Raw genomic sequence first — 19,621 nt, forward strand, 5'->3', positions numbered from 1 at the left:
AAAATGAAAGAGTTAATTTCTCCTTCTGCATTGAAAAAACGAGGCAGCGGTAAAGTTAAATCTGAGCGTAAGAAAACCCTGATCGTTTGCGAAGGTACGGAGACCGAACCAACCTATTTTAAGGATATGGTTAAAGACCTTAAAATAGCGAATACAGACGTTTATATTGAACCTGGGCGCCATTCAAACCCAAGTAGCGTTGTACGTACCGCTATTGATCTTTATGAGCAGGATCTTGAATTTGAGCTGATTTATTGCCTAATTGATACGGATGAGTTTGGGAAAGATATTGACCTGGCATCCAGTATGTTAAAAGAACATACTTTTTCACGGCGTAAAAAGTCCCTTGGTGGCGACCGGTATCCTCAGGCGAAGATCCTGCGTTCTGATCCCTGCATCGAGGTCTGGTTTTTACTCCATTATGAAGTGTTAAGACGGCCATTTGTTAAAGCAAATAAAAGCGCGGCACAGAACTGCAAGGAATACCTTAAAAATACGCATTTGAAAGATTATAGCGAAAAGTATAATGGACTCTATAGCCTAATAAAGAAAAATGGTCTTAAGGCGTGTGAGGAAAGCGTCAGGCTCAGAGCATGGCTTGAGAAGAACGATTGTATCAATCCGTTTACGCAGATTGATGAGTTATATCTGGATTTACATGAAAAAGTTTTCGCGCCAGCGAAAAGATAAATAAAGAGTAATACTACACACGAAAAAACGTTGCGTTTGTGCCCCTGTAAAGGGGCATTTTGAATTAACGCATGATCAAAAAATAACGCTATTTTAAGCAATATTATCTTCGTCCACGCCTTAACGATTATTTATGACTGTTTCCCTGCCTGTAAGCCAGAGCGACAACCAATGACTGCACCAGACAAAGCGTTGCGGACTGTGAGCGAAAAGCGTCTACCTGCGCCTCTTTGACCACAAAGCAGAGATCGCTGAAGGTCGCCAGTGGGCTTATCTGACTGTCGGTAATGACAATTTGCTTTGCGCCGACGCTGGCTGCGGTTTCGCTGACCATGACCGTCTCTTCTGCGTAAGGGGAAAAGCTGATGGAGATAACGATATCGCGACTCTTGATTCGGCTGATTTGCTCTCGCAGCATACCCCCCATGCCATCAAGCAGTATTGGGCGGCATTCAAGGTGGCTGAGCGCGTAAGTCAGATAGGCGGCCACGCTAAAAGAGCGCCGCAGGCCAGCGATATAAATCGTGTCGGCCTCCGCCAGTAATTGAACGGCGCGTTGCAGCATGTCGGGATCGGTACGCGACGCCAGCTGTTGCAGCGCCTGAGCATTCGAACGGGCAAATTCTTGCAGAATGTCTAACGGCGTTTCCGGTACGGATTCGCTCTCCATCTCTCTGAACAGCCGCGCGCGATCGCTGTAGCTGGCCGTTTCTTCCACCAGGTTCATACGAAACAGTTGTTTCATTTCGTTGAAACCGGTGAAGTCAAACGCGTTGGCGAAACGGATAAGCGTCGATGGCGGCACGTCCGCCCGCTCGGCGATGACGGCGACGGTATCGAACGCTACGCTGTTAGTGTTATCCAGCACATAGCGGGACACCTGCTGCAATCGTTTACTGAGACTATCGTAACGGTCGCGAATTTGCTGCTGTAGCTCGCTCAGACTGGATGCTGTCGTCATGTTATCCCCCATACTTAGTTTTCTGATTCTAAACGCAAAACCGTACATTTTAAATGTTAGTGATACATCCGGCCCGGCGATGCAGCCTGTTAACATAAAAATCCATTCCTGATCACAATAATCAATATTTATTTTATTTCAACTTAAAATAGAACGTTTGTTTCATATACAGTGTTCGGGTAACAGTCACGTATTAACAGCGAGAGGTTCAGGATGGAGACGGTAGCGAATTTTATTCACGGCGAATGTGTTACAGGCTCAGGCCAGCGCATTCAGGCGATCTTCAACCCCGCCACGGGCGAGCAAATTCGTCAGGTGGTGATGAGCACGGCGCAGGAAACGGAGCGAGCCATTGCCGCTGCGCAGCAGGCGTTTGCCGCCTGGTCAAGGCAGTCGCCGCTGAAACGCGCGCGAGTGCTGTTTCGTTTTAAAGCGCTGCTGGAGCAGAACATGGATTCGCTCGCCCGGCTGGTCAGTGAAGAACATGGCAAAGTGTATTCTGATGCGGTGGGCGAACTGACGCGCGGTCTGGAAGTGGTCGAGTTTGCCTGCGGCATTCCACACCTGCAAAAAGGCGAACATTCGGCGAATGTCGGCACCGGCGTTGACAGCCATTCACTGATGCAGCCTCTGGGCGTGTGCGCCGGGATCACCCCGTTCAACTTCCCGGCGATGGTGCCGATGTGGATGTTCCCCATCGCGCTGGCTACCGGCAATACCTTTGTGCTTAAGCCGTCGGAAAAAGATCCCTCGCTGCCGCTTGCGCTGGCAAAACTGCTGAAAGAGGCCGGTCTGCCGGATGGCGTTTTTAACGTCGTGCAGGGCGATAAAGAAGCGGTGGATGTTCTGCTGACCGATCCGCGTGTTCAGGCCGTCAGTTTTGTCGGCTCGACGCCGATTGCAGAATATATTTATCAGACGGCGTCGGCGCACGGCAAACGCTGTCAGGCGTTGGGCGGGGCGAAAAACCACTGCATTCTGATGCCGGACGCAGACATGAATATGGCGACCAATGCGATTATGGGCGCGGCGTATGGTGCGGCGGGCGAGCGCTGTATGGCGCTCTCCGTGGTGCTGGCGGTGGGGGATAACACGGCGGACGAACTTTGCGCGCGGCTGGAAACGCAGATCGCCGCGTTACGCGTTGGGCCGGGGCTTGATCAAACGCCGGAAAATGAGATGGGCCCGCTGATCTCCGCCGCACATCGCAGTAAAGTGCTGGGCTATATCGACAGCGGCGAGGCGCAGGGCGCGCGGCTGCGGGTGGATGGTCGCGGCTTTAGCGTGAAGCGCCACGAGCAGGGCTTTTTCGTCGGGCCGACCTTGTTTGATAACGTCACGCCTGAGATGACGATTTACAAAGAAGAGATCTTTGGCCCGGTACTCTCCGTGGTGCGGGTGAAGGATTACGCCAGCGCGGTGGATCTGATTAATCGCCATGAATATGGCAACGGGACGGCGATCTTTACCCGCGACGGCGGCTGCGCGCGTCGTTTCTGTGAAGAGGTGCAGGCCGGGATGGTCGGCGTTAACGTGCCGATTCCGGTGCCGATGGCGTTCCACAGCTTCGGCGGCTGGAAACGGTCTATTTTTGGTCCGCTTAACGTTCATGGTAATGACGGCGTGCGTTTTTATACCCGCATGAAAACCGTTACCGCCCGCTGGCCGGAGATGCAGCAGGATAGCGGCGCCGCGTTCTCCATGCCAACGCTGGGCTGACGGAGGGACTTATGACAACCGTACGTATGACCATGGCGCAGGCGCTGGTCAAGTTTCTCAACCAACAGTACGTCGATGTAGACGGGCAGGAGATGCCGTTCATCGAAGGCGTGGCGACCATCTTCGGCCACGGCAACGTACTCGGCATCGGGCAGGCGCTGGAGCAGGACGCCGGGCACTTGCGGGTGCATCAGGGCTGTAATGAACAGGGAATGGCGCACATGGCGACAGGGTTCGCGAAACAGCACCGTCGCCAGCGCATTTACGCCGTCACCTCTTCGGTAGGGCCCGGCGCGGCTAATATGGTGACGGCGGCGGCCACGGCGACAGCGAACCGTATTCCGCTGCTGCTGTTGCCGGGCGATATCTACGCCAGCCGCCAGCCGGACCCGGTATTACAGCAAATTGAGCAGTACCACGATCTCAGTATCAGCACCAACGACTGCTTTCGCCCGGTTTCGCGCTACTGGGATCGTATCAACCGCCCGGAACAGTTGATGAGCGCGATGCTTAACGCCATGCGCACCCTGACCGATCCGGCTGATACCGGCGCGGTGACGATCTGTTTACCGCAGGATGTGCAGGGCGAAGCCTGGGATTACCCGCAGAGTTTCTTTGCCCGTCGCGTTCACCATATTGAAAGACGACCGCCGGACCCACACCGGCTGGCGCAGGCGCGGGCGCTGATTGCCCGTAAACGCCGCCCGCTGGTGGTTTGCGGCGGCGGGGTGCGTTATTCCGGCGCGCACGACGCGTTTCGTCAGTTTGTGGAAAACCTGCACCTGCCGTTTGCGGAAACGCAGGCCGGGAAAGGCGCGCTGGTCAGCGACCATCCGCTGAATCTGGGCGGTATTGGCGTTACCGGCGGGCTGGCGGCAAACCAGCTTGCGCCACAGGCCGATCTGGTTATCGGCGTCGGCACGCGTCTGACCGATTTCACCACCGGTTCGAAAGCGCTGTTTGCACACCCGGACGTAGAATTTCTCCTGCTGAATGTCGCCGAGTTCGACGCCCTCAAACTGGACGCCACGGCGCTGGTGGCCGATGCCCGCGCCGGTCTGACGGCGCTGACGGAAGGGCTTCAGGATTATCGCAGCGGCTGGGGAGACGAGGTGGCGCAGGTGAAATCGGCCTGGGACGAGGAGTGCCGCCGGCTGTGGTCTCGCCAGTGGCGCCCGGATGACGCGCCGGAAATTGCCGGGCACCTTGATGCGCAGCTGGCGGAATACAGTGAAGCGCTGAACACGCGGCTGACTCAGACTCGCGTTCTGGGGATTATCAACCAGCACATTGAGGATGACGCCATTGTGGTCGGCGCGGCGGGATCGCTGCCGGGCGATTTGCAGCGTCTCTGGCAGGTGAAAACGCCCGACAGCTACCACCTGGAGTACGGCTATTCCTGTATGGGGTATGAAATTGCGGCCGCGCTTGGGGCGAAACTCGCGAAGCCGCAGCAGCCGGTCTATGCGATGGTGGGCGACGGTTCGTACATGATGCTGCATTCTGAGCTGCAAACGGCGGTGCAGGAGGGGATAAAAATCACCATCCTGCTGTTTGATAACGGCGGGTTTGGCTGCATCAATAACCTGCAAATGGGGCATGGGATGGGCAGTTTTGGCACCGAGAATCGCGCCCGTCAACCACAATCCGGCCAGCTGGACGGCCCGCTGGTGGCGGTTGATTTCGCCCAAAATGCGCAAAGCTACGGCTGCCGGGCGTGGCGGGTACATGATGAGCAGAGCCTGCTGACGGCGCTGGAGGCGGCGCGCGCGCATCCGGGGCCGACGCTGCTGGATATTAAAGTGCTGCCAAAAACGATGACTCACGATTACGCCTCATGGTGGCGCACCGGCGATGCGCAGGTGGCCGATTCACCGTCGGTGCGAAAAGCCGCCGAGCAGACGTTCGGGCAGGTGAAAAAGGCGCGTCAGTATTGAGTGAGTAATGCCGGATGGCGCTAACCCGTAGGCCGGATAAGGCGTTCGCGCCGCCATCCGGCAACCTGCGACAACGAAATTTTCATTTCATTTTTCCTGTTTCTTCACTCCTCGCCCTCTTTCTGAATGAAAGGGGGCCAATTTCTGCATCTTCTCCATCGTTGTGTTGTGAGATTGATAACAAAATTCACCTCAATCATCACAAGAATGTTAACTTGCGCGCAAAAACATAATTTTCACTATTTATAAAAATGAAATAAATGTTTTATTTAAGGGGTCGTTAGTTCACCGCATTCACCAACACCGGGAGCCGTTATGTTTAACATTGCTTTACTGGGAGCTGGCCGAATTGGTCAGGTACATGCCGCTAACATCGCAACCCACAAAGAGACTACCCTGTGGTCTGTCGTTGATCCGAACGAGACCTTTGCCTCCCGCCTGGCTACGCAATATCAGGCCCGTCAGCAAAGTCTTGATGAGGCGATGACCGATCCTGATGTTCATGCCGTGCTGATTGCCTCCGCCACGGATACCCACGCCGATTTGATTGAACTGGCCGCCCGCCACGGCAAAGCCATTTTCTGTGAAAAGCCCGTACATCTTGATCTTGCCCGCGTGCGCGACTGCCTGAAAGTGGTCAAAGAGTTCGACGTGCCGCTGTTTATCGGTTTTAACCGTCGTTTCGACCCACAGTTCCGCCGCGTTAAAACCGAGGCGCAGAGCGGGCGCATCGGCAAGCCGGAATCATTGCTGATTATCTCCCGCGATCCTTCTCCGCCGCCTGCGGAATATGTGCGCGTCTCCGGCGGGATGTTCCGCGATATGACCATCCACGATTTCGATATGGCGCGTTTCATCATGGGGGAAGAGCCTGTTTCGGTCTACGCCCAGGGAAGCAATCTGGTCGATCCGGCAATTGGCGCGGCAGGCGATATCGACACCGCGTTTATCGTGCTCAAGTATGCCTCCGGCGCGCTGGCGACCATCGTTAACAGCCGTCGCTCGTCTTATGGCTATGACCAGCGTCTGGAACTGCACGGTTCCGAAGGTCTGCTTACGGCGGGCAATATCCTCGAAAACCAGGTGCAGCACTTTGGCCAGAACGGCTGCACCAGCGCGCTGCCTGAGCATTTCTTCCTGCAACGTTATCAGGCTGCCTATGCCGCCGAGTGGGAGCACTTTGTCGCCATCTTGCGCGGCGAGGCAGTGCCGGAGTGCAGCGGTGATGACGGTGAGCGTGCGCTGTATCTGGCTGATAAAGCGCTGGAGTCATTGCACAGCCAGCGTGAAGTTCTCCTCTGATTTTCCATAACAACACACCCTACACAGAGAGACATAACAATGAAAAAGCTGATTTTAGCCGCCTTCATCGCCATGACAGCCGGGGCGGCAATGGCCGAGAACGAACAAATTGTTTTCAGCACGCCGAACCTGGCAATGCCGTTTGAAGTTCACATGCAGCGCACGGCGGTGAAAGCCGCGAAAGAGATGGGCGTCAGCCTACAGGTTCTGGACGGGCAGGGAAGTTCGCCGAAGCAGGTTGCCGATCTGGAAAACGCCATCACCCGTGGCGCCCAGGGATTCATCGTCTCCCCGAATGATGTCAACGCAGTTTCCAGCGCGGTGGACGAGATTCAGGACGCTAATCTGCCGGTGGTGACGCTCGATCGCTCCGTCGATAGCCAGAAGCAGGTTCCGCATTTTGGCGCGAACAACTACAAGGGCGGCCAGGCCATTGGCGACTTTGTCAAAAGCAAATTTCCTGACGGCGCGGACATTGTGCTGCTGACCGGCCAGCCGGGGTCTTCTTCCAATATTGAACGCACCAAAGGCATTCGCGACAGCCTGAAGGCGGGGGGCGATACGTACCGCATTGTTGCTGACCAGACCGGTAACTGGATGCGTTCGGAAGGAATGCGCATTGTTGAAAGCGTGCTGCCGTCGTTGAAAAAACGTCCGCAGGTCATCCTCTCCGCCAACGATGATATGGCGCTGGGCGCGATTGAAGCGTTGCAGGGGCAGGGGGTGAAACCGGGCGAAATTCTGGTGACGGGATTTGACGCGGTGCCGGAAGCGCTGGCGCGGGTACGCGACGGCTGGATGGCGGCGACGGCGGATCAGCGTCCGGGCTTCGCGGTACAGACGGCGATGAGCCAGCTGGTTGCGAACGTGCGTGAGAAGAAAGCCATCACCGGTGCGGATTATCCGCCGACGTTAATCACCAAAGAGAACCTGCAACAGGCCGAGCGTATCGGCGAAGCCGGTAACTGATTTGCCCGGAGCCGCCGTCGCTGCGGCGGCTCGCATTAAAGGAGGAGCAGACCGATGTTGCAACCCTTACTGAACGTTACCGATCTGGCAAAGAGCTTTTCCGGCGTCTGGGCGTTGAGCAACGTACAACTGACCGTCGGGACGGGGGAGATTCACGCGCTGCTTGGCGAGAACGGCGCGGGGAAGTCCACGCTGCTGAAAGCGCTGGCAGGGGCGCAGCCGCAGACCCGTGGGGACATCTGGTTCAATGGCGAAACGCTGCCGGTGGAGGACTCGCCGGTTGAGCGGCAAAACAAAGGCATCATTACCATCTATCAGGAATTTAATCTGCTGCCCAACATGACCGTTGCGGAAAATATGTTTCTCGGGCGCGAGCCGCGTAAACGTAATGTGATTGTCGATGCGAAGGCCGTGAACCAGGAGGCGCAGGTGGTGCTGGACTATCTGCAACTGAATGTCGCGCCGACCACGCCGGTTGCCCGCCTGAGCGTGGCGCAGCAGCAAATGGTGGAGATCGCCCGCGCGCTGACCCTGAACGCGAAGCTCATCATTATGGATGAACCTTCCGCCGCGCTGAGCGACAGCGAAGTGGAAAGCCTGCATCGCGTCGTGCGGGAACTTAAAGGTCGGGGCGTGAGCATTATTTACGTCACCCATCGCCTGCATGAAGTTTTCCAGCTCTGCGATCGTTTTACCGTGTTTCAGGATGGCCGCTTTACCGGCAGCGGCGCGGTCGCGGAAACCAACGTGGAACAGCTGATCCGCCTGATGGTGGGACGAGACGTGGCTTTTAATCGCCGCCCCCCCAGTGAAACCCATCATGAAGACAAACCGATTCGCCTTGCGGTGAAGGGGCTGTGTCGCGAAAAGCCGCCGCTGGACCCGCACGGCATTGCGCTGCACGACATCAGCTTTCACGTTCACGCCGGGGAGGTGCTGGGGATTGCGGGGCTGGTCGGCGCCGGGCGTACCGAAGTGGCGCGCTGTCTTTTTGGCGCTGACGGCTTTACTTCCGGGACGTTCGAGTTGGACGGCGCGGCGTATCACCCCCGTGACCCGATGTACGCGCTGGATCAGGGCGTGGCGCTGGTGCCGGAAGATCGCAAAAAAGAGGGGGCGGTGCTGGGACTGTCTATTCGCGACAACCTGTCGCTCTCCAGTCTCTCTTCACTGCTGCGCTGGCGCTTTTTCGTCAACACCCGCAAAGAAGATGACCTGATCGAATCTTACCGCCAGGCGCTGCAAATCAAGATGGTCAACAGCGAACAGGAGGTGCGCAAGCTCTCCGGCGGCAATCAGCAGAAAGTGATCCTCGCGCGCTGTATGGCGCTCAATCCACGGGTGCTGATTGTTGATGAACCGACGCGCGGCATCGATGTGGGCACCAAATCCGAGGTGCACCAGGTGCTGTTTGATATGGCGAAACAGGGCGTGGCGGTGATTGTGATCTCTTCCGATCTGCCCGAAGTGATGGCGGTTTCCGACCGGATCATCACCTTAAGCGAAGGCCGGGTAACCGGTGAAATCCACGGCGATGACGCCACCGAAGAGCGGCTCATGATGATGATGGCCATCAACCATAACGCCCTGAACGCGGCATAACGGAGTTTCACATGACGCAGATAGTGACCAAAACGCAACCCCCTGCCAAACGTAACGGACGTATCGATCCGATCGCTTTTTTCGAGCGCTTTGGGGTACTGATTTTTATGTTCCTGCTGCTGATTTTTTTCCAGACGCAGAACAGTAACTTCCTGTCAGAACGCAATATTTTCAACATCCTGACCGAGGTGTCGATCTACGGGATCATGGCCGTGGGAATGACGTTCGTCATCCTGACTGCCGGAATCGATCTGTCTGTCGGCTCCATTCTGGCGGTATGCGCCATGACGGCAGCATACGTGATTAAAGGCGACAACTTCACCACGGTAGACCCGAGCGCCTGGGGCGGGATGAGCTGGCTGATTGGCCTCGGCATCTGCCTGGCGATGGGGACGGCGATTGGCTTCCTGCATGGCCTGGGCGTGACCCGCCTGCGCTTGCCGCCGTTCATTGTCACCCTTGGCGGGATGACCATCTGGCGCGGCCTGACGCTGGTGATTAACGACGGCGCGCCCATTGCCGGTTTTGACCAGGGCTACCGCTGGTGGGGGCGTGGCGAACTGCTCGGTATTTCCATCCCGATCTGGATTTTTGCGCTGGTGGCGATCGGCGGTTATCTGGCGTTGCACAAAACGCGCTGGGGCCGTTTCGTCTACGCCATTGGCGGCAACCCGGAGGCGGCGCGTCTTGCCGGGGTCAACGTCAAACGTGTGCTGGTCAGCGTGTATGTCGTGATTGGCTGTCTGGCCGGGCTGGCGGGGTTTGTGCTGAGCGCCCGTCTGGGCAGCGCGGAGGCGGTGGCCGGGATCTCCTTTGAGCTGCGCGTTATCGCCTCGGTGGTCATTGGCGGGACATCGCTGATGGGCGGCTATGGTCGCATCGGCGGCACCGTTATCGGCTCGATCATTATGGGCATTCTGATAAACGGTCTGGTGCTGATGAACGTCTCCGCCTACTACCAACAAATTATTACCGGGCTGATTATTGTGCTGGCGGTGGCGTTTGATACCTATGCCAAGAGCCGTCGTGGCGCGCTGTGAGGGATAAATAATGAAACAAGTGCGAATTGGATTGATTGGGACGGGATACATCGGCAAGGCGCACGCCATTGCCTATGCCCAGGCGCCGACGGTGTTCAACCTGCAAGGCCAGCTGGTGCGCGAAATGGTGGCGGAGGTGACGCCGGAGCTGGCGGCGGAACGGGCGCAGGCATTCGGGTTTCGCCGTTCGACCGGCGACTGGCGCGAACTGGTGGCAGACCCGAATATCGATGTGGTGGATATCTGTTCGCCCAACCATCTGCATAAAGAGATGGCGCTGGCGGCCATTCGCCACGGTAAGCACGTCTATTCGGAAAAGCCGCTGGCGCTGAACGCTCACGATGCCCGCGAAATGGTTGAGGCCGCAAAACAGGCCGGGGTGAAAACGCTGGTGGGCTTTAACTATATGAAGAACCCGACGGCGGCGCTGGCGAAAGAGATCATCGCGCGAGGGGAGATAGGCGATGTGATCCACTTCTACGGCACCCACAACGAGGACTATATGGCCGACCCGCTTTCCCCCATTCACTGGCACTGCTTTAAGGAGACGGCGGGGTTAGGGGCGCTGGGCGATCTGGCGGCGCATATCGTCAATATGGCGCACTACCTGGTCGGCGATATTCGCGAGGTCTGCGGCGACCTGAAAATTGTGGTGCCGGAGCGCCCGGCCAGCGCGGGATCGGCGCAGAAGGTGGTCGTGGAAAACGAAGATCAGGCGCATGCGATGGTGCGATTCGCCAGCGGCGCGCAGGGGGTGATCGAAACCTCCCGCGTGGCCTGCGGGCGCAAAATGGGGCTGTCATACGTGATTACCGGCACCAAAGGCGCCATCAGTTTTACCCAGGAGCGAATGGCCGAGCTGAAGCTCTATCTGCATGACGATCCGGTTAACCGCCAGGGATTTCGCACCCTACTGGTGGGGCCCGCGCACCCGGACTATGCCGCGTTTTGCATGGGGGCGGGGCACGGCATCGGCTTTAACGATCAGAAAACGGTGGAAATCCGCGACCTGGTGAACGGCGTTGCCGCCGATGCGCCGATGTGGCCGGATTTTGAAGAGGGCTGGAAAGTGTCGCGCGTGCTGGACGCCATCGCGCTCTCGCATCAGGAAGGCCGCTGGCTGAATGTGAACGATATTGTCTGACGAGGTATCAACGTGGAAAAGCAGTTTGATGTGATATGCATGGGCCGCGTGGCGGTTGACCTCTACAGCCAGCAGATTGGCGCACGGCTGGAGGATGTCTCAAGTTTTGCCAAATACCTCGGCGGTTCCTCCGGGAATGTCGCCTACGGCGCCGCGCGCCAGGGGCTGCGTTCGTCAATGCTGGCAAGAGTGGGCGACGAACATATGGGGCGCTTTTTGCGCGAAGAGCTTAACCATGTTGGCTGCGATACCAGCCATCTGATAACGGATAAAGAACGCCTGACGGCGCTGGTGCTACTCGGCATTAAAGACCGGGACACCTTTCCACTGATTTTTTATCGCGATAACTGCGCGGATATGGCGATTACCGCCAGCGATGTTGACGAGCAGTACATCGCTTCATCCCGCTGCCTCGCCATCACCGGGACCCATCTTTCTCATCCGCAAACCCGCGACGCGGTGCTGACCGCGCTGACCTGTGCCCGCCGTCACGGCGTGCGCACGGTACTGGATATCGACTATCGTCCGGTGCTGTGGGGGCTGACCTCGCTGGGCGACGGCGAAACGCGCTTTATTGCCGCAGAGCAGGTCACTCGCCAGTTGCAGGCGGTGTTGCACCTGTTTGATGTGATCGTCGGCACCGAGGAGGAGTTTCATATTGCGGGCGGCGCTACCGATACCGTGCAGGCGCTGGCGCAGGTGCGTGAGGTAAGCGCGGCGACGCTGGTTTGTAAACGCGGCGCGCTGGGCTGCTCGGTGTATACCGACTCGATTCCGCCATCGCTGGATGACGGGCTGACGGTGACCGGCGTGCGCGTCGAGGTGCTCAATGTGCTCGGCGCGGGCGATGCGTTTATGTCGGGGCTGCTGCGCGGTTATCTCAATGATGAAGGCTGGGAGCAGGCCTGCCGCTACGCCAACGCCTGCGGCGCGCTGGTGGTCTCGCGCCACGGTTGCGCGCCCGCGATGCCGAGTAAGGTGGAGCTGGATGACTACCTCTCCCGCGAGCATCAGGTGCCGCGCCCGGATCTTGATCCACGGCTTAATCATCTGCATCGCGTCACGACGCGTCGGCGTAACTGGCCGGAACTGTGCGTGATGGCGTTTGATCACCGCAGTCAGCTTGAAGAGATGGCGCTACAGTGCGGCGCCTCCCTGAAGCGCATTCCGGCGCTGAAAACGCTGATCTTACAGGCCAGCCGCGATGCGGCGAACAGCGCGGGGCTGGAAGGAAAAGCCGGTCTGCTGTGCGACGGAACGTTTGGCCAGGACGCGCTGAATGCGATAACCGGCGAAGGGTGGTGGATTGGCCGCCCGATTGAGCTTCCCGGTTCACGGCCGCTGGAGATGGAGCACGGCAACATTGGCACTCAGCTTATCAGTTGGCCGCAGGAACATGTGGTGAAGTGCCTGGTCTTTTTCCACCCGGAAGATGCCCACGGTCTGCGCCTGGAGCAGGAGCAGAAAATCGCCGAGGTGTATCACGCCTGCTGTCAGTCGGGGCATGAGCTGCTGCTGGAAGTGATTTTACCTGTGGGTATGCCGCGCAGCGATGAGCTTTACCTGCGGGCTATCTCCCGCTTCTACAACCTGGGCATTTACCCCGACTGGTGGAAACTGCCGCCGCTCTCCTCTGACGGCTGGACGGCGCTGAGTGACATTATCGAACGCCGCGACCCGCACTGCCGTGGCGTGGTGATTCTTGGGCTGGATGCGCCAGCCGAACAGTTACGCGCAGGGTTCAGAGCCGCTGCCGGACATGAGCTGGTGAAAGGGTTTGCGGTGGGGCGCACGCTGTTTGGCGAGGCTTCCCGCGCATGGCTGAAACATGACATTGACGATGCGCAACTGGTGACGCGCATTCGGGATAACTATCTGCAACTGATCGCCTGGTGGCGCGAGCGCGGGCAGGCATAACTTTAGGAGAACATTATGGCTGTGCAATTAGGCATTAATCCGCTGACATGGACCAATGATGATTTGCCCTCTCTTGGCGCGGAAACGCCGCTGGATACCTGTCTGAGCGAAGGTAAAGAGGCTGGTTTTGCGGGCTTTGAACTCGGTAATAAATTCCCACGCGAGGCGCGCCTGCTGGGGCCAATCCTGCAACGCCACGATCTGAAGCTGGTGTCCGGGTGGTATTCCGGTCGCCTGCTGGAGCGGAGCGTAGAAGAAGAGATTGCGGCGGCGCAGGCGCATTTGACGTTATTGCGCGAGCTGGGGGCGAAAGTGATGGTTTTCGCTGAGGTGAGCCATTGCATTCACGGCGAACAGCAGACGCCGGTTCACCTGCGTCCGCGATTCCCGCAGGCGCGCTGGGCGGAGTATGGCGAGAAGCTCACCGCGTTCGCCCGCTATACACAGCAGCAGGGGGTGCAGATTGCTTATCATCACCATATGGGGACGGTGATTGAGTCCGCAGAAGATGTGGACAATCTGATGACCCATACCGGCGATGAGGTTGGATTGCTGCTGGATACCGGTCATTTAACGTTTGCTGGCGCCGACCCGCTGGCGGTGGCGCAACGCTGGGCGAGCCGTATTAATCATGTGCACTGTAAAGACGTGCGCGCCGACGTGCTGGCGGATGTGAAAAACCGTAAAACCAGCTTTCTGGATGCGGTGCTCAGCGGCGTCTTTACCGTACCGGGCGACGGCTGCGTGGATTACCTGCCGATTATGCGACTGCTGAAAGAGCACGATTATCACGGCTGGCTGGTGGTGGAGGCGGAGCAGGACCCGGCGATTGCCCATCCGTTGACTTACGCGCGGCTGGGATATAACAACCTGAGCCGCCTGGCGCGGGATGCCGGTCTTATCTGAGGAGGCGCTATGTCACGTTTACTGTCACGCTGGCAACAGCCTGACGCGCAGGGACGTACCCAGTCCGTCACCCCGGAGCGGGCAGGCTGGGGCTACGTCGGTTTTGACGCGTTTGAGCTTGAAGAAGGGCAGCAGTTGCATCTTCCCGCCGTTGCTGAAGAGCGCTGTCTGGTGCTGGTGGCGGGGAGGGCGTCTGTCACCACGCCAACCGCGCAGTTTTCAGAGATTGGCGAGCGGATGAGCCCGTTCGAGCGTATTAAGCCGTGGGCGGTATACGTTACGCCCGGAGAAACGGTACAGGTACAGGCGTTAACAAAGCTGGAGCTGGCGGTATGCGCCGCGCCGGGCAAGGGAACGTATCCTACCCGCCTGATTGCACCGCAGGATATCGACGGCGAGGCAAGGGGCAAGGGGCATAACCAGCGTTATGTACACAACATTCTGCCGGAAGATAAACCCGCCGATAGTCTGCTGGTGGTGGAAGTGTGGACTCACGAAGGCTGTACCAGTTCGTACCCGAGCCACAAGCACGACACTGATAATCCGCCTTACGAGACCCTTCTTGAGGAGACGTATTACCATCGCCTCAACCCGGAACAGGGATTTTGTATGCAGCGGGTATACACCGACGATCGCTCGCTCGATGAGTGTATGGCGGTCTACAACCGTGACGTCGTGATGGTGCCGAAAGGCTATCACCCGGTGGCGACAATGGCCGGGTATGACAGTTATTACCTGAATGTGATGGCAGGCCCGGTGCGCAAATGGATTTTCACCTGGGAAGACGATCACGCGTGGATTAACCGCGATTACCCTGCGCGTTGAGAACGCGGTAAATAAAAAAGCCCCTGGCGTATGCTGAGGGCTTTTTACTTTTCGCTGCTATCGTGAGGCGCCAAAGACCTGTACGGCCTGTTGCAGCCGTGACGCGCGTCCCGTTAAATCCCCCGCGGCATCCGTTACCTGTTCCACCATTTCCGCATTATTGTCCGTCATGGAACCAATTCGTGAAATTGAATTGTTGATCTGTTCGAGCGCTAAAGTTTGTTCCCGCGTCGCCAGGCTTATCTCTTTGATCATGGTAGACATCTGCAACACGTCATCGATCATCCCGGTAAGGTGTGTTTCCGTCTGCTCGACCATTTGCACTCCCGTATTGACGTTGGTGACGTTTTTCTCGATAAGCTGCTTGATCTCTTTTGCCGCAGACGCAGAATGCTGGGCGAGGTTACGCACCTCTGCGGCAACGACCGCAAATCCGCGCCCGGATTCACCGGCGCGGGCCGCTTCGACCGCTGCATTCAGCGCCAGGATGTTGGTCTGAAAAGCAATACTGTCAATGACGCCGATAATGTCCACGATTTGACTGTTATCGCGCGAGATAGCCTGCATCATGGTGATGGTTTGCTTCATGATATGGCCGCCTTCAGTCGCATTGGCGCTGGTACTGTCGGCCATCGTCATTGTCTGGGCTGCGGTATCCGCGGTTTGTTGTACAGCGCTACCGATCTCTTCAATGGCTGCGGCGGTTTGTTGCAGGTCGGCAGATGTCTCTTCTGAACGGCTCTGCAATGCCGTGCCTTCCTGAGACACGCGCTGGCTGATAGCCTGAATACCGGATATTTGCGTGCTGACATCATCAACCAGGGAGCGTAGATTAAGCCCCGATTGATTCACCAGTCGCATGAGCATCCCTATTTCGTCTACGCGCTGCAAATGGCAATTATCAGGTTTACGGCCCGAAACCACTTTTTGCATCTGCACCAGCAGCGTATTAACCGGCTGACAAATTTGAACCTTAAGGTAAATAGCCAGGAGCAAAAATAATACGATGATGCTGCCCCCCTGAATAGCAGGAGGAACAGGTAAGAAAATAAATAACAGGGCTGCCAGACTGGTGATGGCTAAAGCATAATTGACGCGTTGGCTAACCGACAGCCATTTAAACATCGAAAGCCAGGACAGCGCTCCGCGACGGATAATTATGCCTTTAAAAAGTCGAAACCCTTTAATTCCATTATTATTTATTTTCTGATAAAGCTGTTCGCTGTGCGAAACTTCATCCCGGGAAGGCACGGTGCGTACTGAAATATACCCCGTTAATTTTTCATTTTGCCAGACAGGGGTAACATTTGCGCGTACCCAGTAATGATCGCCGTTTTGTCGCCGGTTTTTGACCAGCCCGGTCCAGCTATCGCCTTGCAGTATCGTGTGCCACATGTCAGCGAAAGCGGCAGAGGGCATGTCCGGGTGGCGAATAATATTATGTGGTTTACCCATTAACTGCGTTTCATTAAATCCGCTGGCGTCGATAAATGCAGAGTTAGCATAGGTAATATGACTGTCTTTATCTGTGGTTGATAATAACGTTGTTTTATTGTTAAGCAAATATTCTTTTTGCGTGACAGCTGTGTTGTTTTTCATGAAAACTCCATGACGCTATTTATATGAAATGCAAATTTCACCCATTGTGCATCAGGTAAATAATAGTAAATGGCGGTTTTATCTGAGGTGTTACATTCTCTACTAATCATCATTTATATGAAAGCACTTCAAATGAATTTTTATTTTTAATAAACATGGCGTGTCATAAATATGAAACACATAAATGCAGGTTGATAAACTGGAATTGATATATATCGACTTAAACTAAATCTAAAAGATAAAAAAGAGCTGATTTATTGGGGCTGATAAATGCCCGCTTTCCTTGATGGGTTTTAGTCCACCCTCGAAACCCGCTGCCGCGTAGCGGTCAGTATTCTTACTCATGATGCGATCCCTTTGTGATGAGCTAACCCGATGTCATTTATAGACATCTGGATGGCTAATAATATTTTGCTTTATCTTATGCTTTTTATGTCGTTGTCAGTCAGGGAGAGCTGTGAAAAATTTCGTAAATCAAATGATTATCAGAAAGGATTTACAGCGGATGCTCTCCAGTCGCCTCGACATGCGCGGTATCAGCCTGGCCTTTTCCGGCTTTCAGGCGCTCTCCCGCGTTGATTTCACCCTGACGGGCGGTTCCGTGCACGCGCTGACGGGGGCGAACGGTGCGGGGAAATCCACGCTGATGGCGGTGCTCTGCGGCACGCACGACCATTACGAAGGGGAAATTGCAATTAATAACCAGCCGGTGCCGATACGCGAACCGCTGGATGCCAAACGGCTGGGCATTCATCTGGTGCAGCAGGAGGTGGATGTTGCGCTGATCCCGGGGTTGAGTATTGCGGAAAATATTATGCTCGATCAGCTGGCGCAGCCGGGACACCGCTACCGCTGGCGCGCTATTCGCCAGCAGGCGCGTGACGCGCTGGCCCAGCTCGATGTTCATCTGGACGTGCGCCGGGTCATCGATGGTTGCACGCTCGCCGAAAAGCAGCAGATCCTGCTGGCCCGCGCGCTCTCGCACCACTGTCGTTTTCTGATCCTTGATGAACCCACCGCGCCGCTCGATCAGCATGAAAGCGAACGGCTGTTTGCTGTGGTGAAACGCCTGCAACAACAGGGGATCGGCGTGGTGTTTATCTCCCATCGCATTCATGAGCTAAAGGCCATTTGCGACACCTTAACCGTACTGCGCGATGGCAAGTTGATTGAGTCCGGGCCGATGGCGGAACTGAGCGCTGACGCCATCGTCGAGAAGATGCTGGGTCATGAGTTAAACGATATCTATCCGCCAAAACGCCCGCCGCATGCTGATGAAACGCTGCTGCGCGTGGAAGGGCTGCACGATGAACGGCTGCTGAAAAATATCAGTTTGCACCTGCGTAAAGGTGAAATTCTCGGCATCGCCGGGCTGGCAGGAGCCGGGAAAACCGAGCTGTGCAAGGCGCTGTTCGGCGCGTCGAAAAGCCGCGTTGAACGCGGCGAACTCAATCATCAGCCGTGGACGCCGCGCGACCCGGTTGATTCGGTGACGCGCGGGCTGGCGCTGGTGCCGGAGGAGCGGCGCAAAGAGGGCATTTTTATTGATGAGTCCGTCGCCATGAACCTGGCGGTTGCCTCCGATAACCGTTTCTCGCGCTGGAGCTTGTTTGGTCATCGTCAGGCATGGCGCTGGGCGGAAGCGGTAATTGCCCGCGTCGGCGTGCGCGCTCGCGGGCCGGGGCAAGTGTTGCGTCGGCTTTCCGGTGGCAACCAGCAGAAAGTGGCGATCGGCAAATGGCTGCGCGGCGACGCCCGCGTGCTGATTTTCGACGAGCCGACCAAAGGCGTGGACGTGAAAGCCAAAACCGATCTGTTTGCGCTGATCGACGGCCTGGCGCGGGAAGGCAAAGGGGTGATTTACGCCTCCGGTGAGTTCGCCGAACTGGTGGGGCTGTGTGACCGCATCTGCGTGTTGTGGGACGGGCGCATCGTGGCGGAAGTGGAAGGCGCGCAGGCCCGCGAAGAGACACTACTTTATTATTCAACCGGAGGAACGGCGTTGTGAGTAAGGCCCTTTCAGTCAATGCAGCGGCGTCTGGCCGCCAGCAGATTTTCGATTTTCTCTATAAGTGGGGCATGCTGCTGACGGTTGTCGCGCTGATCGCCATTTTTGGCGTCGCGTCGGATAACTTCCTCGATCCCTTCAATATCATCAACATCCTGCGCTCTATTGCGATCGTCACGGTGATTGCGATTGGCGTCTCCATCTCGCTTACCGTCGGCGGCTTTGATCTTTCCGTTGGCTCAACCGCGTCGCTGGCGAACGCACTGGTGATTTCGCTGTTCGTCTGGCACGGCTTTGGCACCACCGGGGCGATTGTCATTACCCTGGCGCTCTGTACGCTGGTGGGGCTGTTCAACGCTTTTCTGATTGTGGTGCTGCGTATTCCCGACATGCTCGCCACGCTTGCCAGCCTGTTTGTGATTCAGGGGGTGGCGATGACCTACAGCTACGGCGGCTCTATTACTGAAAACATGGTGCTGCCGAGCGGTGAAATGGCTGAGGGGCTTATTCCGGCGGCATTCGGCGCGCTGGGGCAGGTGCCGACTATTGTTGTCGTGATGCTGGTCGTGACGCTGGCGGCGCAGCTCGCGCTGTCGCTGACCACCCACGGGCGACGGATGTACGCCATTGGCGGCAACCCGGAAGCGGCGCGCCTCTCCGGTATTCGCACCACCCGCTATAAAGTGGCGGCCTACGTTATTGCCTCGCTGCTGGCGGGGTTAGGGGGCATCCTGCTGGCTTCGCGTATTGGCTCTTCACAGGTTAACGCCGGGGGCGGCTATTTGATGGATGCCGTCGCGGCGGCGTGGATCGGCTTTTCGCTGGCCGGTTCCGGCAAACCGAATGCGCTTGGCACGCTGGTGGGGGCGGTGATCCTTGGCGTGCTCTCCAACGGGCTGGTGATGCTCTCGGTGCCCTATTACGCAATGGACATTATAAAAGGGCTGGTGCTGGCGGCGGCGCTGGCGATCACCTACATACAAAAACGTTAACAACACAACG

General features: G+C 56.9%; 15 protein-coding genes. 13 read left to right on the plus strand and 2 right to left on the minus strand.

Translation table 11 applies throughout. The features are described 5' to 3' along the window. The first annotated feature begins 3 nt into the window (after positions 1-3). The gene (locus OGV67_RS05145) at positions 4-690 is read left to right on the plus strand and encodes an RloB family protein (RefSeq protein WP_181899683.1); all 687 of its coding nucleotides are present in this window, start codon (positions 4-6) and stop codon (positions 688-690) included. A 127-nt stretch (positions 691-817) separates the two neighbouring features. Here OGV67_RS05145 and OGV67_RS05150 read toward each other — a convergent pair whose 3' ends face one another. After that, positions 818-1,651, minus strand: a complete 834-nt coding sequence (locus OGV67_RS05150; protein WP_047463948.1) for a MurR/RpiR family transcriptional regulator — start codon at positions 1,649-1,651, stop codon at positions 818-820. A gap of 213 nt (positions 1,652-1,864) precedes the next feature. On the opposite strand from OGV67_RS05150, the gene OGV67_RS05155 reads away from it, so the two are divergent. From OGV67_RS05155 to iolB, 10 genes are all read left to right on the plus strand, one after another. Then, the gene (locus OGV67_RS05155) at positions 1,865-3,370 is read left to right on the plus strand and encodes a CoA-acylating methylmalonate-semialdehyde dehydrogenase (protein ID WP_012134758.1); all 1,506 of its coding nucleotides are present in this window, start codon (positions 1,865-1,867) and stop codon (positions 3,368-3,370) included. 11 nt (positions 3,371-3,381) lie between these two features. After that, on the plus strand, positions 3,382-5,307 hold the full coding sequence (gene iolD, locus OGV67_RS05160; RefSeq protein WP_115614497.1) for a 3D-(3,5/4)-trihydroxycyclohexane-1,2-dione acylhydrolase (decyclizing): 1,926 nt from the start codon (positions 3,382-3,384) through the stop codon (positions 5,305-5,307). A gap of 315 nt (positions 5,308-5,622) precedes the next feature. Beyond that, positions 5,623-6,609 carry an inositol 2-dehydrogenase gene (gene iolG, locus OGV67_RS05165; RefSeq protein ID WP_012134755.1) on the plus strand — a complete coding sequence of 329 codons (987 nt, stop codon included), beginning with the start codon at positions 5,623-5,625 and terminating at the stop codon, positions 6,607-6,609. A gap of 39 nt (positions 6,610-6,648) precedes the next feature. Further along, on the plus strand, positions 6,649-7,578 hold the full coding sequence (locus OGV67_RS05170) for a substrate-binding domain-containing protein (protein ID WP_115608930.1): 930 nt from the start codon (positions 6,649-6,651) through the stop codon (positions 7,576-7,578). Positions 7,579-7,632: 54 nt separating this feature from the next. Then, positions 7,633-9,180, plus strand: a complete 1,548-nt coding sequence (locus OGV67_RS05175) for a sugar ABC transporter ATP-binding protein (RefSeq protein ID WP_047461783.1) — start codon at positions 7,633-7,635, stop codon at positions 9,178-9,180. A gap of 11 nt (positions 9,181-9,191) precedes the next feature. Next, positions 9,192-10,220, plus strand: coding sequence for an ABC transporter permease (locus tag OGV67_RS05180; RefSeq protein ID WP_047461785.1), 1,029 nt, complete (start codon positions 9,192-9,194; stop codon positions 10,218-10,220). A 10-nt stretch (positions 10,221-10,230) separates the two neighbouring features. Next, entirely contained in the window at positions 10,231-11,364 is a 1,134-nt protein-coding gene (locus tag OGV67_RS05185) for a Gfo/Idh/MocA family protein (RefSeq protein WP_115181254.1), read from the plus strand. 12 nt (positions 11,365-11,376) lie between these two features. Beyond that, positions 11,377-13,281: a bifunctional 5-dehydro-2-deoxygluconokinase/5-dehydro-2-deoxyphosphogluconate aldolase gene (locus tag OGV67_RS05190; RefSeq protein ID WP_012134750.1), complete on the plus strand. Its 1,905-nt coding sequence runs from the start codon at positions 11,377-11,379 to the stop codon at positions 13,279-13,281. Between the two features lie 15 nt (positions 13,282-13,296). Then, a complete protein-coding gene (gene iolE / locus OGV67_RS05195) occupies positions 13,297-14,187 on the plus strand; it encodes a myo-inosose-2 dehydratase (protein WP_115614499.1) in 891 nt (296 codons plus the stop codon). A 9-nt stretch (positions 14,188-14,196) separates the two neighbouring features. Continuing rightward, entirely contained in the window at positions 14,197-15,012 is an 816-nt protein-coding gene (iolB, locus tag OGV67_RS05200) for a 5-deoxy-glucuronate isomerase (protein WP_047461795.1), read from the plus strand. Between the two features lie 57 nt (positions 15,013-15,069). Here the strand turns inward: iolB and OGV67_RS05205 are convergent, their stop codons facing one another. Beyond that, positions 15,070-16,611: a methyl-accepting chemotaxis protein gene (locus OGV67_RS05205; protein ID WP_049011549.1), complete on the minus strand. Its 1,542-nt coding sequence runs from the start codon at positions 16,609-16,611 to the stop codon at positions 15,070-15,072. Between the two features lie 505 nt (positions 16,612-17,116). Here OGV67_RS05205 and OGV67_RS05210 point away from each other — a divergent pair. Further along, positions 17,117-18,619, plus strand: coding sequence for a sugar ABC transporter ATP-binding protein (locus tag OGV67_RS05210; protein ID WP_115614500.1), 1,503 nt, complete (start codon positions 17,117-17,119; stop codon positions 18,617-18,619). Continuing rightward, positions 18,616-19,611, plus strand: coding sequence for an ABC transporter permease (locus OGV67_RS05215; protein ID WP_047461798.1), 996 nt, complete (start codon positions 18,616-18,618; stop codon positions 19,609-19,611). The genes OGV67_RS05210 and OGV67_RS05215 overlap by 4 nt, the downstream gene beginning before the upstream one ends. Positions 19,612-19,621: the final 10 nt, after the last annotated feature.

This window comes from Citrobacter sp. CK188, from assembly GCF_030333525.1.
GTDB lineage: Bacteria > Pseudomonadota > Gammaproteobacteria > Enterobacterales > Enterobacteriaceae > Citrobacter_B > Citrobacter_B koseri.

Excerpts from the sequence above, each read along its gene's own strand:
- iolE (WP_115614499.1), top strand. The coding sequence starts at position 13,297 with ATGGCTGTGCAATTAGGCATTAATCCGCTGACATGGACCAATGATGAT.
- OGV67_RS05180 (WP_047461785.1), top strand. The coding sequence starts at position 9,192 with ATGACGCAGATAGTGACCAAAACGCAACCCCCTGCCAAACGTAACGGA.
- OGV67_RS05150 (WP_047463948.1), bottom strand. The coding sequence starts at position 1,651 with ATGACGACAGCATCCAGTCTGAGCGAGCTACAGCAGCAAATTCGCGAC.
- OGV67_RS05185 (WP_115181254.1), top strand. The coding sequence starts at position 10,231 with ATGAAACAAGTGCGAATTGGATTGATTGGGACGGGATACATCGGCAAG.
- iolG (WP_012134755.1), top strand. The coding sequence starts at position 5,623 with ATGTTTAACATTGCTTTACTGGGAGCTGGCCGAATTGGTCAGGTACAT.
- OGV67_RS05170 (WP_115608930.1), top strand. The coding sequence starts at position 6,649 with ATGAAAAAGCTGATTTTAGCCGCCTTCATCGCCATGACAGCCGGGGCG.
- OGV67_RS05175 (WP_047461783.1), top strand. The coding sequence starts at position 7,633 with ATGTTGCAACCCTTACTGAACGTTACCGATCTGGCAAAGAGCTTTTCC.
- OGV67_RS05155 (WP_012134758.1), top strand. The coding sequence starts at position 1,865 with ATGGAGACGGTAGCGAATTTTATTCACGGCGAATGTGTTACAGGCTCA.
- OGV67_RS05210 (WP_115614500.1), top strand. The coding sequence starts at position 17,117 with ATGCTCTCCAGTCGCCTCGACATGCGCGGTATCAGCCTGGCCTTTTCC.
- OGV67_RS05145 (WP_181899683.1), top strand. The coding sequence starts at position 4 with ATGAAAGAGTTAATTTCTCCTTCTGCATTGAAAAAACGAGGCAGCGGT.
- OGV67_RS05205 (WP_049011549.1), bottom strand. The coding sequence starts at position 16,611 with ATGAAAAACAACACAGCTGTCACGCAAAAAGAATATTTGCTTAACAAT.
- iolD (WP_115614497.1), top strand. The coding sequence starts at position 3,382 with ATGACAACCGTACGTATGACCATGGCGCAGGCGCTGGTCAAGTTTCTC.
- iolB (WP_047461795.1), top strand. The coding sequence starts at position 14,197 with ATGTCACGTTTACTGTCACGCTGGCAACAGCCTGACGCGCAGGGACGT.